General features: G+C 65.3%; 13 protein-coding genes. 7 read left to right on the plus strand and 6 right to left on the minus strand.

Going from position 1 to position 15231, the window contains the following annotated elements; genetic code table 11:
- Positions 1-58: 58 nt before the first annotated feature.
- The 4 genes from ftsZ to recN all read left to right on the plus strand — a co-directional run bounded on the left by ftsZ (position 59) and on the right by recN (position 6009).
- On the plus strand, positions 59-1855 hold the full coding sequence (ftsZ, locus tag JQ633_RS02675; RefSeq protein ID WP_211982038.1) for a cell division protein FtsZ: 1797 nt from the start codon (positions 59-61) through the stop codon (positions 1853-1855).
- Between the two features lie 348 nt (positions 1856-2203).
- Positions 2204-3166, plus strand: coding sequence for a UDP-3-O-acyl-N-acetylglucosamine deacetylase (gene lpxC, locus JQ633_RS02680; protein WP_211982040.1), 963 nt, complete (start codon positions 2204-2206; stop codon positions 3164-3166).
- Between the two features lie 250 nt (positions 3167-3416).
- Entirely contained in the window at positions 3417-4325 is a 909-nt protein-coding gene (locus JQ633_RS02685) for an outer membrane protein assembly factor BamD (RefSeq protein WP_211982042.1), read from the plus strand.
- A 13-nt stretch (positions 4326-4338) separates the two neighbouring features.
- The gene (recN, locus tag JQ633_RS02690) at positions 4339-6009 is read left to right on the plus strand and encodes a DNA repair protein RecN (RefSeq protein ID WP_211982044.1); all 1671 of its coding nucleotides are present in this window, start codon (positions 4339-4341) and stop codon (positions 6007-6009) included.
- Positions 6010-6102: 93 nt separating this feature from the next.
- On the opposite strand, the gene JQ633_RS02695 is transcribed toward recN, so the two are convergent.
- Positions 6103-6390 carry a GIY-YIG nuclease family protein gene (locus tag JQ633_RS02695; protein WP_211982046.1) on the minus strand — a complete coding sequence of 96 codons (288 nt, stop codon included), beginning with the start codon at positions 6388-6390 and terminating at the stop codon, positions 6103-6105.
- A gap of 124 nt (positions 6391-6514) precedes the next feature.
- Here JQ633_RS02695 and ligA point away from each other — a divergent pair, with 124 nt between their 5' ends.
- Positions 6515-8665 (plus strand): NAD-dependent DNA ligase LigA, encoded by a 2151-nt coding sequence (ligA, locus tag JQ633_RS02700; protein WP_211982048.1) that lies wholly within the window; start codon positions 6515-6517, stop codon positions 8663-8665.
- A 109-nt stretch (positions 8666-8774) separates the two neighbouring features.
- Here ligA and JQ633_RS02705 read toward each other — a convergent pair whose 3' ends face one another.
- Both JQ633_RS02705 and JQ633_RS02710 read right to left on the minus strand, forming a co-directional pair.
- The gene (locus JQ633_RS02705; protein ID WP_211982050.1) at positions 8775-10052 is read right to left on the minus strand and encodes a multidrug effflux MFS transporter; all 1278 of its coding nucleotides are present in this window, start codon (positions 10050-10052) and stop codon (positions 8775-8777) included.
- A gap of 471 nt (positions 10053-10523) precedes the next feature.
- Positions 10524-12350 (minus strand): aminopeptidase P family protein, encoded by a 1827-nt coding sequence (locus JQ633_RS02710; protein ID WP_211982762.1) that lies wholly within the window; start codon positions 12348-12350, stop codon positions 10524-10526.
- Between the two features lie 217 nt (positions 12351-12567).
- Here JQ633_RS02710 and JQ633_RS02715 point away from each other — a divergent pair, with 217 nt between their 5' ends.
- Positions 12568-12753, plus strand: coding sequence for a hypothetical protein (locus tag JQ633_RS02715; protein ID WP_211982052.1), 186 nt, complete (start codon positions 12568-12570; stop codon positions 12751-12753).
- A gap of 14 nt (positions 12754-12767) precedes the next feature.
- Here JQ633_RS02715 and JQ633_RS02720 read toward each other — a convergent pair whose 3' ends face one another.
- Together JQ633_RS02720 and JQ633_RS02725 are read right to left on the minus strand one after the other, a co-directional pair.
- Entirely contained in the window at positions 12768-13274 is a 507-nt protein-coding gene (locus JQ633_RS02720) for a hypothetical protein (protein ID WP_211982054.1), read from the minus strand.
- The gene (locus JQ633_RS02725) at positions 13271-14155 is read right to left on the minus strand and encodes a 50S ribosomal protein L11 methyltransferase (protein WP_211982056.1); all 885 of its coding nucleotides are present in this window, start codon (positions 14153-14155) and stop codon (positions 13271-13273) included. Before JQ633_RS02725 ends, JQ633_RS02720 begins: the two co-directional genes overlap by 4 nt.
- A 172-nt stretch (positions 14156-14327) precedes the next feature.
- Between JQ633_RS02725 and JQ633_RS02730 the strand changes: the two genes are divergently transcribed.
- A complete protein-coding gene (locus JQ633_RS02730) occupies positions 14328-14492 on the plus strand; it encodes a Flp family type IVb pilin (protein ID WP_211982058.1) in 165 nt (54 codons plus the stop codon).
- 209 nt (positions 14493-14701) lie between these two features.
- Here the strand turns inward: JQ633_RS02730 and JQ633_RS02735 are convergent, their stop codons facing one another.
- Entirely contained in the window at positions 14702-15184 is a 483-nt protein-coding gene (locus JQ633_RS02735; RefSeq protein WP_211982060.1) for a hypothetical protein, read from the minus strand.
- Positions 15185-15231 lie beyond the last annotated feature (47 nt).

The following is a 15231-nucleotide window of genomic DNA, read 5'->3' on the forward strand; positions in this document are numbered from 1 at the left end:
CAACTCCCGCGCCCTGCGGCCGGGGCGAACCCACGCGCGCGTAACGAGAGAGGCAACCATGGCACTCAATCTGACCCCCCCTGACATCAGCGAGCTGAAACCGCGCATCACCGTCTTCGGTGTCGGTGGCGCGGGTGGTAACGCCGTCAACAACATGATCACCGCCGGCCTGCAGGGCGTCGACTTCGTCGTCGCCAACACCGATGCGCAGGCGCTGACCATGTCGAAGGCGCAGCGCATCATCCAGATGGGTACCGCCGTCACCCAGGGTCTCGGCGCGGGTTCGCAGCCCGACGTCGGCGCCGCCGCCGCGCAGGAGGTCATCGACGAGCTGCGCGATCATCTCTCGGGCGCCAACATGGTGTTCGTCACCGCCGGCATGGGCGGCGGCACCGGCACCGGCGCCGCGCCTGTCATCGCCAAGGCCGCGCGCGACATGGGCATCCTCACCGTCGGTGTCGTGACCAAGCCGTTCCACTTCGAGGGCGGCCGCCGCATGCGCACCGCCGAGCACGGCATTGCCGAGCTGCACAAGGTGGTCGACACGCTCTTGATCATCCCGAACCAGAACCTGTTCCGGGTCGCCAACGAGAAGACCACCTTCGCCGACGCCTTCGCGATGGCCGACCAGGTGCTCTATTCGGGCGTCGCCTGCATCACCGACCTGATGGTCAAGGAAGGCCTGATCAACCTCGACTTCGCCGACGTAAGGGCGGTGATGAGGGAAATGGGCAAGGCGATGATGGGCACCGGCGAGGCCACCGGCGAGAAGCGCGCGCTAACCGCGGCGGAAGCCGCGATCGCCAACCCGCTGATCGACGATAGCTCGATGAAGGGCGCCCGCGGCCTCCTGATCTCGATCACCGGCGGCAAGGACCTCACCCTGTTCGAGGTCGACGAAGCCGCCACCCGCATCCGCGAGGAGGTCGATCCGGACGCCAACATCATCGTCGGCGCCACCTTCGACGAGTCGCTCGACGGCATCATCCGCGTCTCGGTGGTTGCGACCGGCATCGAGCAGGCTGCGATCGCCCGTGCCCAGGCGCCCGCCGCGCCGGCCACCGGCGGTTCTCCGGAGAGCCGGCTGGCCGACCTGACCGCACGCCTGCGGGCCGACAATCAGCGTCTCGCCGATCGCGCCCAGAAGCTGGAACCGCCGACCGGCGTGACGGTGACCCCGATCGCGCAGGCGCCTGCCGCGGCCCCCGCCCAGCAGCGCCCGGCTGGTAATGTCGAGCGCGCCGCGCTGGCGGCGATCGCCGCCGCGGTCGCCCCCGACAGCGCGCCGGTTGCGCCGCAGATGCAGCAGGGCTCTTACGGTGACGTCACCGTGCGCCCGATCGCCCAGAAGCCGAGCCTGTTCCCCGACCACGACGTCACCAGGGTCGAGCAGCAGGAAGCGATGCCGCCGGAAACCTTCATCCCGCAGGCGGCCGAACGGTCCCCGGTCCGCGCGCCGCGGATGCCGAAATTCGAGGACCTGCCGATGCCGGCCCAGGCCGAGATCCGCCAGGCCAGCGGAACCGAGGCCCATGAGGAACATCCGCAGAAGACCCGGCTGTCGCTGCTGCAGCGCCTCGCCAATGTCGGCCTCGGCCGCCGCGACGAGGAGAGCGAGCCGCCGATCGCGGCGCGTTCCTTCAGCCCGGCGATGCCGCCGCTGCCAGATCGCAAGCAGCAGGCCCGCAGCGTCGCCCAGCAGATCGCGGCGAACGAATCGCCGGTATCTGAATATGCGAAGCGCCCGGCTCCGCAGGGCTTGGACGCCCATGGCCGTCCGGCACCTGTTGCGCCGGCGCCACAGGGTGACGACCATCTTGATATCCCGGCCTTCCTGCGCCGGCAGGCAAACTGAAGTTTGTTACAGCATTGGTGACCAACAAGGCCCCGGCGGGAACCGCCGGGGCCTTTGTCTTTGGGTCGGGAGGCAGTTGCCGGCGCACAAACAAGCAACTGATTTTAAATGATTAATTATTCTTTCTGTGGTCAGGTAGCGGTCCTTGGAAGGCCCCGTGCGCTGCCGCAATTTGGCTGACCTTGGGCGCGAATGCGGCGGAGATGGGGTAACAATCGGTAAAGAAGCGTGAGTTGGCGCGGTTCGGGGCTCTGACTATGGTCTGCCGTGACTTGGGGAGCTCAAGCGAGTCGGCCTGGGGAAATTGGCCTCTCGAATTGAGTGAAGTCGGGTAGTGGGCATTATCGAATGAAGTTCAGCCGTCAAACAACGCTTCGGTCGCAAGCCACCGTGACGGGCGTCGGCGTTCATTCTGGTCTTCCTGTCAATCTCACGCTGGGACCTGCACCTGTCGATGCAGGCTTTATCTTTGTCCGCACCGGACTCGATGGTGCCGACCGTGAGATTCCGGCCAGCGCTGACGCCGTGATCGCAACCGACTTTGCGACGGTGCTGGGTGACCGCGAGGGACCGCTGGTTTCGACCGCCGAGCACGTACTTGCCGCGCTGCGCGGCATGGGCATCGACAACGCCACCATCGAGGTCGATGGGCCCGAAGTTCCGATCATGGACGGCAGCGCTGCGCCTTTCGTCGCCGCGATCGAACAGGCCGGCATCGTCACCCAGCCCGCCATCCGCCGTTTCATCCAGGTTCTCAAGCCGGTGCAGGTCAAGATCGGCGACTCCGTCGGTGAGCTGCGTCCGTTTGCCGGCGGGTTCCGCGCCGAGGTCGAGATCGACTTCACCAATCCCGTGATCGGCCGCCAGACCTTCTCCTTCGACCTGTCGCCGGAAGGCTTCCGCCGCGACGTCGCCCGGGCCCGCACCTTCGGCTGCATGAACGATGTCGCAAAGCTCTGGGGCGCCGGCTTTGCGCTCGGCGCCAGCTTCGACAACACCGTGGTGTTCGACGACACCCGCCTGCTCAACACCGAGGGCCTGCGCTACGCCAACGAATGCGCCCGCCACAAGGTTCTGGACGTGATCGGCGACCTCGCGCTGGCCGGCCTGCCGCTGCTCGGCATCTACCGCTCGGTGCGCGGCGGTCACAAGGTCAACCATGCGGTGCTGAAGGCGCTGCTGGCCGACCGCAGCGCCTGGCGGGTGGTCGAGGCGGAGACCGCGCGGCGGCCCTCGCGCAGCCATGTCGAGGCCGGCGCCGGTACCGTGCGCGGCCTGATCGCCCCGGCCTATGGCCCGGACGTGTCCTGATCCTTCGCCATCGGCGCGGGTCTATCCCGATTTCCGTAGTATCCACAGCAGGGTGCCGGCCCCGCCGGCCGCCTTATTCCGGGCGGAATGGCGACGTAGTCGATTGGCCCACGACTGATTTTCGGCAAGACCGACCTGCGGTTGCACGACGCGCTGCCAATGGTCCGGAAATATTGCGTCCATGACCGCGGTCCATGGATGGAGTGGGCTCCGCCGTTAACCGCATCAAAGGCGTCTGGTTTTATACTTCATGTCGGCAACGCGTATGACGCTCGAACCACGCAATCCTTTTGACGTCCCCGGCCTTTCGCGGGCAGCGCGCGCGCTGCGTTTCGCGGCGGGCCTGATCGTGCTGGCACTGCCGCTCTCGGGCTGCGGCACCGGCGCGCTGTGGGACAAGTTCATGGCCAAGGACGACACGTTCGTCGATGAGCCCGCGGACAAGCTCTACAATGAGGGCTTGTACATGATGAACGAGAAGAAGGACACGAAGGCCGCCACCAAGAAATTCGAGGAAGTCGACCGGCAGCATCCGTATTCGGACTGGGCCCGCAAGTCGCTGCTGATGTCGGCCTATGCCGCCTATCAGGGCGGCGACTATGACGGCTGCATCGGTTCGGCGACCCGTTACGTCACGCTGCATCCCGGCAGCCCGGACGCGGCCTATGCGCAATACCTGATCGCCGCCTCGCATTACGACCAGATTCCGGACATCTCCCGCGACCAGGGCCGCACCGAGAAGGCGATCGCGGCGCTGGAAGAGGTGGTGCGCAAATATCCGACGTCGGAATATGCGACCTCCGCCAAGGCCAAGCTGCAGGCCGCGCGCGACCAGCTCGCCGGCAAGGAAATGGCGGTCGGGCGCTACTACATGCAGAAGCGCGACTTCACCGCCGCGATCAACCGCTTCAAGACCGTGGTGACGCAGTATCAGACCACGCGCCATGTCGAGGAGGCGCTCTTCCGCCTCACCGAAGCCTATTTGGCGATCGGCATCGCCGGCGAGGCGCAAACCGCCGCCGCCGTGCTGGGTCACAATTTTCCTGACAGCCGCTGGTACAAGGACGCCTATAATCTAGTAAAGTCCGGCGGTCTCGAGCCGAGCGAGAATCAGGGTTCTTGGATCAGCAGGACCTTCAAGAAGATAGGCCTCGGCTAGGAATTGTCCTCGCATGCTGGCGCGTCTGTCGATCCGTGACATCGTCCTGATCGAACGGCTCGATATCGAATTTTCCCGTGGCCTTGCGGTGCTGACCGGCGAAACCGGCGCCGGCAAATCCATCCTGCTCGATGCCTTTGCGCTGGCGCTCGGCGGCCGCGGCGATGCCGGACTGGTGCGTCACGGCGCGGAGCAGGGCCAGGTCACGGCCGTCTTCGACGTGCCGAAGGGGCATCCGGCGGCGAAGATACTTGCCGAGAACGGCCTCGACGACACCGGCGAGATGATCCTTCGCCGCGTTCAGCTCGCCGACGGCCGCACCCGCGCCTTCATCAACGACCAGGCGATCAGCGTGCAGACCCTCAAGGCGGTCGGCGCCGTGCTGGTCGAGATCCACGGCCAGCACGACGAACGCGCGCTGGTCGATGCGGCCACCCATCGCCAGTTGCTCGACGCCTTCGCCGGGCTCGAGAAGGACGTCGCGGCGGTGGAAGCGCTGTGGGATATCAGGCGCACCGCCAACGTCGATCTCGATTCGCATCGCGCCGCGATGGAGCGCGCCGCGCGCGAGGCGGACTATTTGAGGCACGCCTCGCAGGAGCTGAAGGCGCTGGCGCCGAAGGAAGGCGAGGAGACCGAGCTCGCCAGCCGCCGCACCACCATGATGCAGGGCGAGAAGATCGCGACCGATCTGCGCGAGGCGCAGGAGGCGATCGGCGGCTCGCACTCGCCGGTGGCCTCGCTGTCGGCCGCAGTCCGGCGGCTGGAGCGGCGCGCCGCCAATGCGCCCGCACTGATCGAGCCGGCGGTCAAGGCGATCGACATCGCCATCAATGCGCTGGAGGAGGCCGACCAGCATCTCCACGCCGCGCTGGCCGCGACCGATTTCGATCCCGCCGAGCTCGAGCGCATCGAGGAGCGGCTGTTCGCGCTGCGCGCCGCCTCGCGCAAATATTCGACGCCGGTCGACCTGCTGGCCGCGCTGGCGACGCAATATGCCGGCGACGTCGCGCTGATCGACGCCGGCGCCGACCGCTTGAAGAAGCTCGAAGCGGCCGCCCGCGAAGCCGACCAGCGTTACGGCGCGGCGGCAGCCAAGCTGTCGGCGGCGCGGATCAAGTCGGCCGAGAAGCTCAACAAGGCCGTCAACGGCGAGCTCGCGCCGCTCAAGCTCGAGCGCGCAAAATTCATGACCCAGGTCGAGGCCGATTCGGCCTCGCCGGGACCGCAGGGCATCGACCGGGTCGAGTTCTGGGTGCAGACCAATCCGGGCACCAGGCCGGGACCGATGATGAAGGTCGCCTCCGGCGGCGAGCTGTCGCGCTTCCTGCTGGCGCTGAAGGTCGTGCTGGCCGATCGCGGCTCGGCGCCGACACTGGTGTTCGACGAGATCGACACCGGGGTCGGAGGCGCGGTGGCCGATGCGATCGGCTCGCGCCTCGCGCGCCTCGCCGAAAGGGTGCAGGTGATGGCGGTGACCCACGCGCCGCAGGTCGCCGCCCGCGCCAGCCAGCATCTTCTGATCTCCAAGGACGCCCTCGACCGCGGCAAACGCGTCGCCACCCGCGTCAACGCGCTGGCCGCCGACCACCGCCGCGAAGAGATCGCGCGCATGCTGGCCGGTGCCGAGATCACCGCCGAGGCCAGAGCCGCCGCGGAACGCCTGCTCAGGGCGGCGAGTTAGTCTCTACCCGTCATTCCGGGGCGATGCGCAGCATCGAACCCGGAATCTCGAGATTCCGGGTCTGGTCCTTCGGACCATCCCGGAATGACGACCTCAAACACAGATCGACTCGTACAAATCATTCCACTGTGGATTGGTCGTTTCGATCAACTGCGTCTTCCAGCTCCGCTTCCACTTTTTGAGCTCTTTCTCGCGTGAAATCGCGGAGACCGGATCGTCGTAGATTTCGAACCAAACGAGCTGTGTGATATTGTATTTGGACGTGAAGCCGGGCACGGTTTTGGTTCGATGCTCATAGACTCTACGAACGAGGTCGTTGGTTATTCCAATGTAGATTGCTCCGTCTCGTCGGCTTGCTAGAATGTAGACGTAATACGACATGAGCCCCATTCCCTACACTGTCATTCCGGGGCGATGCGACGCATCGAGTCCGGAACAGCGAGATTCCGGGTTCGGTCCTGGCGGACCGCCCCGGAATGACGGAAATTTATAGCGCGCGCGGTGCATGGCCAAGACAGTAAGAAACAAAACATTGGTCGACGTCGACAAGCTCACCAAGGCTCAGGCCAAGGTCGAGCTGACAAGATTGGCGCTCGATCTCGAAGGGCACGACAGGCGCTACTATCAGGACGATGCGCCCAGCGTCACCGACGCCGAATACGATGCGCTGCGGCAGCGCTACAACGCGATCGAGAAACGCTTTCCGGAATTCGTCACGGCGGAATCGCCGTCGCAGAAGGTCGGCGCGGCGCCATCGGGGCGCTTCAGGAAGGTTCGCCATTCGCTGCCGATGCTGTCGCTCGACAACGCGTTCGCGGAAGAGGATGTGGTCGATTTCGTCGGCCGCATCACGCGCTTCCTGAAGCTGCCCGACGACAAGATCGATTTCTCCGCCGAGCCGAAGATCGACGGCCTCTCGATGTCGCTGCGCTACGAGGGCGGCGAGCTCGTTACCGCCGCGACGCGCGGTGACGGCGCCGAGGGAGAGGACGTCACTGCCAACATCCGTACGCTCGAGGACGTGCCGCAGCGGTTGAAGGGACGTAATGTCCCCGATGTCTGCGAGGTGCGCGGCGAAGTCTACATGACGAAGAAGGCGTTCCTGGCGCTCAACGAGCGGCAGAAGGCGGCCGGCGACACCATCTTTGCCAATCCGCGCAACTCGGCGGCGGGCTCGCTGCGGCAGAAGGATCCGACCATCACCGCCTCGCGGCCGCTCGGCTTCTTCGCCTATGCCTGGGGCGAGATGAGCGCGATGCCGGAAGGCACCCAGAGCGGCATGATCCACTGGTTCGAGCGCTGTGGCTTCAAGACCAATCCGCTGACGAAGCTGTGCCACTCGGTCGAGGAGCTGATCGCGTTTCATCGCAAGATCGAGGAGCAGCGCGCCGAGCTCGACTACGACATCGACGGCGTCGTCTACAAGGTCGACCGCATCGACTGGCAGGAGCGGCTCGGCTTCGTGTCGCGCACGCCGCGCTGGGCGATCGCGCACAAATTCCCGGCCGAGCGCGCCATGACCGTGCTGCGCGACATCGAGATCCAGGTCGGACGCACCGGCTCGTTCACCCCGGTCGGCAAGCTCGAGCCGGTTGGTGTTGGCGGCGTGATCGTGCAGAACGTCACGCTGCACAATGAGGACTACATCAAGGGCATCGGCAACAAGGGCGAGGTGCTGCGCGAGGGCCGTGATATCAGGATCGGCGACACCGTCGTGATCCAGCGCGCCGGTGACGTGATCCCGCAGGTGGTCGACGTCGTGATCGACAAGCGGCCGAAGGGGGCGGCGGAATTCCACTTCCCGAAGAAGTGCCCCTGCCCGCTGCACACCGACGTGGTGCGCGAGGAGACCGCGACCGGCGAGGAGGGTTCGCGGCTGCGCTGCAGCGGCGAGTTCGCGTGTCCGTTCCAGAAGATCGAGCACCTGATCCTGTTCGTGTCGCGCCGTGCCTTCGACATCGACGGCCTCGGCCACAAGCAGCTGCAGTATTTCTTCGACGAGGGATGGGTGAAGGAGCCGGCCGATATCTTCACGCTGCCGAAGCGCAACGCCAAGCTGAAGTTGGAGGAGATCGAGGGCTACGGTGAAACCTCGGTACGCAACCTGTTCGCCTCGATCGACAGCCGGCGCAAGATTGGGCTGGAGCGCTTCATCTATGCGCTCGGCATGCGTCATGTCGGCGAGACCACCGCGCTGGCGCTGGCCCGCGGCTACGGCTCGTGGGACGCGTTCCACGATGCCTGCCTCAAGGTCACCAAGGGTGACGAGGAGGCGATCGCCGAAATGGATGCGCTCGACCAGATCGGCGACACCGTGATCAAGAGCATCGCGGATTATTTCGGCGAGAGCCACAATCGCGGCATCGTCGAGCGGCTGACCGGCGAGCTCGACGAGATCATCGACGCCGAGAAGCCGAAGAGCAATTCCGCCGTCGCCGGCAAGACCGTGGTGTTTACGGGCTCGCTGGAAAAGATGACGCGCGACGAAGCCAAGGCCACCGCCGAGCGGCTGGGAGCCAAGGCCGCGGGTTCGGTGTCGAAGAAAACCGACTATGTCGTGGCCGGGCCGGGCGCCGGCTCGAAGCTCGCCGAGGCGCAAAAGCACGGCGTCACGGTGCTGACCGAAGACGAGTGGCTGAAGCTGATCGGGGAGTGAGAGTTTCGCCGTCATTCCGGGGCGATGCGCAGCATCGAACCCGGAATCTCGAGATTCCGGGTTCGCCTCTCCGAGGCGCCCCGGAATGACGGGATGGCGCGCGCGCCCCTCACATCATCCCGCTCTCTTCCTCCTCCGCCTTCTCGATCAGTTCCTCGCTCACCACCAGTTTTCGCCGCGGCACGATGAAGATCATCGTCGCGGCACAGGCCAGCGAGATCGCGAAGATCGCGGCCATCAGCGGCAGTGTGCTCGTGGAATGGCCGCCGAGATAGGCGCCGAATTGCGAGATCAGCGCGCCGATGCCCTGCTGCAGAAAGCCCATCGCGCCGGAGGCGGTGCCGGCGGCCTCGGGGCGGATGCTGATGGCGCCGGCGGCGGAGTTGGCCATCACGAAGGCGTTGGCGACCATCACGATCATCTGGGTGCCGAACAGCCAGAGCGGTGCCTGGTTCAGTCCGAAGATGCTCCAGGTCAAATTGAGCAGGCTGCCGCCGACCTGCAGCGCGAGGCCGAACCAGATCAGTCTTTCGAGCGAGTGCCGCGGCGCGAACCGCACGCACAGCAGATTGCCGACGAAGTAGCCGAAGCCGGTCATGGCGAACCACGCGCCGTATTCGGCGCTGCTGCGGCCCATCTGCGTCACCACGATGTAGGGACCGCCGCCGGCGAAGGCGAAGATGATCTGCGAGGCGAGCACCTGGCACAGCAGATAACCGACGAAGGCGCGGCTCGTCATCAGTCTGCCGAGATCGCCGCGGAAGCTCGACGTGTCGGCGCGGTCGCGGCGGGTCTCCGGCAGCGCCAGCGCGATGAAGATCGTGGTAAGCAGCGACGCCGCGGTGATGAGATACAGGATCGCCCGCCAGCCGAAAGCGGTCTCCAAAAGGCCGCCGGTCAGCGGGCTCACCATCTGCGCGATCATCAGCGCGGCGACGACGAGGCTGATCATGGCGCCGACGCGCTCGCGCGGATAGAGATCGCGGATGATGGCGCGGCTGATCACCATGCCGCTGGCGCCGCCGAGCGCCTGGAAGAAGCGCGCGGCGATCAGCTGCGGCAGTGTCTGCGCAAACACCGAGCCGATGCCGGCCACCACCATCAGCCCGAGGCCGGCGAGCAGCACCGGACGGCGGCCGAACTTGTCCGACAGCGGCCCCATGACCAGCTGCGACAGCGCGATGCCGACCATGTAGAGCGACACCGTCATCTGCGCGATCGAGATGTCGCGGCCGAAATCGGTCGCGAGCACCGGCAGCGCCGGCACCAGCATGTAGAGCGAGATCGGCGCCACACCCGTCATCACGACGAGCATCAGCAGCATGACCTTCGATGTCGCGATGTTGTCCTTGGCCGCGCCGGGCGGCTTGCCCATCACGCCGTGCATTCAGGTCCGATCCAGTGTTGTGAATCGACTGTAGCGATCCCTCTCGCGCGGAATACGGGTGTTTCGGCATGCGCCCATGCCGATTCCGGGAAGCGCGCCGCATGATATTTCGCCTCGCGCAACAAGCTGCTGTCGTCCTGGCGAAAGCCAGCTACATCCCCATTCACCGCTGTCATCGCCCGGCTGACGGGGCGATCCAGTACGCCGCGGCTCATCGGCTCGACAACGACTGCCTCTGGAATACTGGATCACCCGGTCAAGCCGGGTGATGACACCGCGGTAGTGGATGCGACATCCGCTACAAACTCGCTGCTGTCCCCACCCGCCGCTGTCATCGCCCGGCTTGACCGGGCGATCCAGTACGCCGCGGCCTCTCGGCTCAACAACAACTGCCTCTGGAATACTGGATCCCCGCTTTCGCGGGGGATGACACCGCGTTTGTGGCAAGCGATCGCGGCCGCGCAGCAGTTGCTACTTCAGCGGCGCCGTCGCCGCGTCGAGCCAGAGCTTGGTGGCGTCATCGAGATGCGGCCGCACCGTCCGGTTGACGCGCGCATGGTAGTCGTTGAGCCACGCCAGCTCGTCCGCGCTCAGCATGCTCACATCGATCAGCCGGCGATCGATCGGCGCCAGGGTCAGCGTCTCGAAGGCGTTCACCGGCTTCTCGGCGCCCGCAATGTCGGTGCCGATCACGAGCTCGAGGTTCTCGATCCTGATCCCGTAAGCGTCAGTCTTGTAGTAGCCGGGCTCGTTGGACAGGATCATGCCGCGCTTCAGCGGCGTGGTGCCGAGTTTCGAAATCCGCGCCGGGCCTTCATGCACGCTGAGATAGCTGCCGACGCCATGGCCGGTGCCGTGCTCGAAATCGATGCCGGCCTGCCAGAGATATTGCCGCGCCAGCGTGTCGAGCTGCGCGCCGGTGGTGCCGTCGGGGAAGATCGCACGGGCGATCGCGATGTGGCCGCGCAGTACGCGGGTGAAGCGGTCGCGCATCTCGTCGGTAGGGTTGCCGATCGCGATGGTGCGGGTGACGTCGGTGGTGCCGTCCTCGTATTGCGCGCCGGAATCGATCAGCAAGAGGTCGCCGGGCTCGATGCGGCGGTTGCTCTTGCGGGTGACGCGGTAATGCACGATGGCGCCGTTCGGGCCGGTGCCGGAGATGGTCGGGAACGAGACGTCCTTCAGCGCGCCGGTGTCGCGGCGGAAGCTTTCGAGCGCCTCGACGGCGTCGATCTCGGTCAGCTTGCCCGCAGGCGCCTCGCGGTCGACCCAGGCGAGGAAGCGCGCCAGCGCCACCGCGTCGCGCTGGTGCGCGGTGCGCGTGCCCTCGATCTCGGTGCTGTTCTTCACCGCCTTGAGGAGGCTGACCGGATCGCTGCCGCGCACCGGCTTGCCGCCGGCGCCGGTGATGAGCCGGCTCAGCGCGTCGGCCGCGGTCGCGCCGTCGAGCGCGATCGAGGCGCCGCGTTTGGCTAGCTCGGTGAGTTTCGGCGTCAGCGCCGCGGGCTCCTCGACATCGGCGGACTGCTCGAGATGGTCGCGCGTCGCATTGGACAGCTTGCGGTGGTCGATGAACACTACCGGCCGGCCGTCCTTCGGCACCAGCGCGTAGGACAGCGGCAGCGGCGTGTGCGAGACGTCGGCGCCGCGGATGTTGAAGGTCCAGGCCACCGCGTGGCTGTCGGACAGCACCAGCGCGTCGACGCCGAGCTTGCCGATCTCGAGCCGGATCCGCTTGAGCTTCTCCGCCTCGATCTCGCCGGAGTACTGCGCGCCGTGGATGGTGACGGGACCGAGCGGCGGGGCCGGCCGCTCGCTCCAGATCGCATCGACCGGATTGCTCTCGACCGCAACCAACTCGGCGCCGGCCTTGGCGCAGGCGGCGGCAAGACGCTCGGCTGCCGCAGACGTGTGCAGCCACGGATCAAATCCGAGGCGGTCGCCGGCGGAAAGATGCCGCGTCAGCCAATGCTCCGGCGGAGGATCGACCAGCGGCTCGACCTCCCAGGCCTTGCGGTCGACCTGCTTGCCGGCCTGCAGCGTGTAGCGGCCATCGACGAACACCGCGGCCTGCTGGCTGAGCACGATCGCAAGGCCCGCCGATCCGGTGAAGCCGGTCAGCCAGGCGAGCCGCTCCTCGGACGGCGCAACGTATTCATTCTGCTGCTGGTCGGCGCGCGGGATCACGAATCCCGTCAGCTTGCGGCGGGCGAGTTCCTCACGGAAGGCGCTCAGGCGTGCGGTCAGCGCGACGCCGCTCTCGGGTTCCTCGAATGTCTGGAAATGGGCTTCGAACATCACCTGGGGCACTCTCTTTCGGTCGAGCATAATCCGCCTGCGAGCCCGGTCGGTACGGGATCGATGCGGCCAAGCATCTCCACAATTTGGCATAACTTATGCTTGAATCGAGGCGCCAACACTAGAGACGACGCAACGGCTCGGCGCGCAAGCGGGCCGTCAAAGAGATCAGGGGAGAGTCCAGGAGTGTCTCAACTCAACGGCGAGGAGATGCACCATGCCTGCCTTCAGCTTTGAGAAGATTTCGCCGCCGGTCCACCGCGGCCCGATCGCGCCGATCGAACAGAAGCAGCGCGGTGTCATCGTCCAGATCCTGGATCGCCTCGTCGAGGCCCGCGTCAGGCGCTCGTTGAAGCGGGGCAAACCCGCCGACGTCAGCCGCGATCCGCCGGCCTCCAAATAGCCACGCGATCGCGATCACGCGTCCAGATTGGACGCCTTCACCACGGTCGCATTGACCACCCTGGTGCCCTCGAACTCGCGCACGATCCGCTCGTCGGGGCCGACGATGCCAAGGTCGAACTCACGCTCGCCGGTCACCAGCGTCATGCGCCGGCCGACGATGACGACCACGGTGGTGTCGACCGTCTCGCCGGAGATCGCCCATTGCTGCAACTCGCTCCGGAACGGCTCCCTGCGCCAGGCATCGGGGACGCCGGGATCGCAGCGCACCTCGATGCCGTCCTCCGACGTCGTCAACACGAGCTTGGACTTGTTGGGCCGCCAGTGATCCTCCAACAGCTGGTTGATCAGCCACACGCAGCTGAACGAGCGGCATTCCGCAGGCCGGTCGTCGTAGATCACGCAGCCGCGTCCCGGCTTGCAATGCCGGCACCACGCATTGGCGGGCTTCGCCAGCTCCTCGATCGCCATCACCTTGCAGCAGAGCGTGCAGTCGCCGCACCGTCTGCCGCTTGCGGTCATTTCACCGCGCGAAGCAGCAGGCTGCTCCAGCCCTCGATCTTCAGGTGCCGCAGCGGCACCAGCCCGCGGGCGCGGTAGGCGGCGATCACCGCCGGCGCCTGGTGGGTCAACAGGCCCGAGAGAATGACCTGCGCCCCCGATGCGAGGTGCCGCGACATCGGCCCGGCCAGCTGCCGCAGCGGATTGGCGAGGATGTTGGCGAGCACCAGGTCGAACGGGCCGTCCTCGGCAAAGCGCGGCGCGGCAAAGCCGGTGGCGCGGATCACGTCCACCAGATGGCCTGCGCCGTTCAGCCGGGCATTCTCCTGTGCGACCTGCACCGAGGGCGGGTCGATGTCGCTCGCCAGCAGGCGGCCATGCAGCGCCTTGGCGGCGGCGATCCCCAGCACACCGGTGCCGGTGCCGAGGTCGAGCACGCGGCGCGGCTGATAGGCCTTCAGCACGTGGTCGAGCAGCAGCAGGCAGCCACGGGTGGTGCCGTGATGGCCGGTGCCGAAGGCCAGCGCCGCCTCGATCTCGATGCCGAGCTTGTTGGGTGGTACCCGGTGCCGGTCGTGCTGTCCGTGCACGACGAAGCGTCCGGCCGGGACCGGAACCAGGTCCTCCAGACTTGCCTTCACCCAGTCCTTCGCCTCGACCCGATCGAAGAATAAATCATCTGCGACATTATGTCGCACCATCTGTCCGACCAGGTTTCGAAGCAGTTCCTCGTCCGGCGGCTCGGCAAAATGGACCGTGACATCCCAGCGGCCGTCGGGCCGTTCGAAAGCGGCAAAAGCCGCCTGATCTTCGAAAAACGTCTCGGAAAGCGCGTCAATCAGCCGTTTTGCGGTCGATTCGTCCGGAAGGGTGATGCTGGCGCGATGTGTGGAGGGGGTCATTGACTGCCGGTAGCGCGAATTTTGCTAAAATTTCAACTTTGATTCAATCGATTATCGCGAAAATTGGGACCGGGTCTGTAAAATCAACCTTAGATTTTGCCGTACTATTACGGTTCCGGAACCGGCGCAGATCCGGGTTCCATGCGCATCACAACTCGAGGGCAGGGCTATCATGAAGGCTTTTATCGTTAAGTTCTTGCAGGACGACTCCGGCGCCACCGCGATCGAATACGGCCTGATCGCCGCCGGCATCGCGATTGCCATCATCGCCGCGGTGAACGGCGTCGGCACCGCGCTGAGCGGCAAGTTCGACACGATCAGCAGCTCGCTGAAATAAGCAATACCACCGGACGGCGTTCTCAGGACACCGGGCGACTACAGTCGCTCGGTGTTTTTCTTTTTGGCGGGGCATGTCGCGGGCACGGCGCCGACTGTCCAACGGATGTCCACAGGTCTGTCCCCCGCCTGTCAACGCATCATCGACGACCTTGTCGCGGAGTTGTCGGTCCATCGTGCACAGTCGGTCCGGTAGTGTCTCAGTTTGAATTATTGCTTTGTGACTACGGCCCGTCGTCCCACGCTGTTGCCAAAAACTCCTGAGACCGTTGCGGTCGTAGCTGACGTGCGCCGGATGGTAATCGATTCGCGAAACGTCAAAATGTTGCCATCTAAAATTCCGGGAGCGATGCCATCATTTTGCATCGGCTGATCTGGAAATTCTCGATGGTTATATTCAATGAGATAGTTGTTTCCGTAGGTATAGAAGATTTGAAATCGCATATCATACGTGTTGTCCCACTTCCCTTGCCAAGTCCCGACCCATTGGAGGGCCTCGGTCGAGGGGACGATGATCGCCGAAACTTTTTTCTCGAGCTCGTCCACCCTGTGGGGTAGAGGCTTGTACTCGTTGTTGAAGACGATCAAAGCGGCGATAACAGCGGCACTTATGGAAATAACTGTGCCCAGCGCGGACGCTGCCCAGCCCTTGTTCCGAGTAATCAGCCCGAACAGAATTTTCAGATCGCTCATTTCAGATTTTCTTTACGTAGAGGGTCGTTGAGCATAAGATGCTTACC

The organism is Bradyrhizobium tropiciagri, from assembly GCF_018130505.1.
Taxonomy (GTDB): domain Bacteria; phylum Pseudomonadota; class Alphaproteobacteria; order Rhizobiales; family Xanthobacteraceae; genus Bradyrhizobium; species Bradyrhizobium tropiciagri_B.

What these genes read in the sequence shown, in the direction of transcription:
- ftsZ (WP_211982038.1), top strand. Translation starts at nt 59, where the DNA reads ATGGCACTCAATCTGACCCCCCCTGACATCAGCGAGCTGAAACCGCGC.
- lpxC (WP_211982040.1), top strand. Translation starts at nt 2,204, where the DNA reads ATGAAGTTCAGCCGTCAAACAACGCTTCGGTCGCAAGCCACCGTGACG.
- JQ633_RS02685 (WP_211982042.1), top strand. Translation starts at nt 3,417, where the DNA reads ATGTCGGCAACGCGTATGACGCTCGAACCACGCAATCCTTTTGACGTC.
- recN (WP_211982044.1), top strand. Translation starts at nt 4,339, where the DNA reads ATGCTGGCGCGTCTGTCGATCCGTGACATCGTCCTGATCGAACGGCTC.
- JQ633_RS02695 (WP_211982046.1), bottom strand. Translation starts at nt 6,390, where the DNA reads ATGTCGTATTACGTCTACATTCTAGCAAGCCGACGAGACGGAGCAATC.
- ligA (WP_211982048.1), top strand. Translation starts at nt 6,515, where the DNA reads ATGGCCAAGACAGTAAGAAACAAAACATTGGTCGACGTCGACAAGCTC.
- JQ633_RS02705 (WP_211982050.1), bottom strand. Translation starts at nt 10,052, where the DNA reads ATGCACGGCGTGATGGGCAAGCCGCCCGGCGCGGCCAAGGACAACATC.
- JQ633_RS02710 (WP_211982762.1), bottom strand. Translation starts at nt 12,350, where the DNA reads ATGTTCGAAGCCCATTTCCAGACATTCGAGGAACCCGAGAGCGGCGTC.
- JQ633_RS02715 (WP_211982052.1), top strand. Translation starts at nt 12,568, where the DNA reads ATGCCTGCCTTCAGCTTTGAGAAGATTTCGCCGCCGGTCCACCGCGGC.
- JQ633_RS02720 (WP_211982054.1), bottom strand. Translation starts at nt 13,274, where the DNA reads ATGACCGCAAGCGGCAGACGGTGCGGCGACTGCACGCTCTGCTGCAAG.
- JQ633_RS02725 (WP_211982056.1), bottom strand. Translation starts at nt 14,155, where the DNA reads ATGACCCCCTCCACACATCGCGCCAGCATCACCCTTCCGGACGAATCG.
- JQ633_RS02730 (WP_211982058.1), top strand. Translation starts at nt 14,328, where the DNA reads ATGAAGGCTTTTATCGTTAAGTTCTTGCAGGACGACTCCGGCGCCACC.
- JQ633_RS02735 (WP_211982060.1), bottom strand. Translation starts at nt 15,184, where the DNA reads ATGAGCGATCTGAAAATTCTGTTCGGGCTGATTACTCGGAACAAGGGC.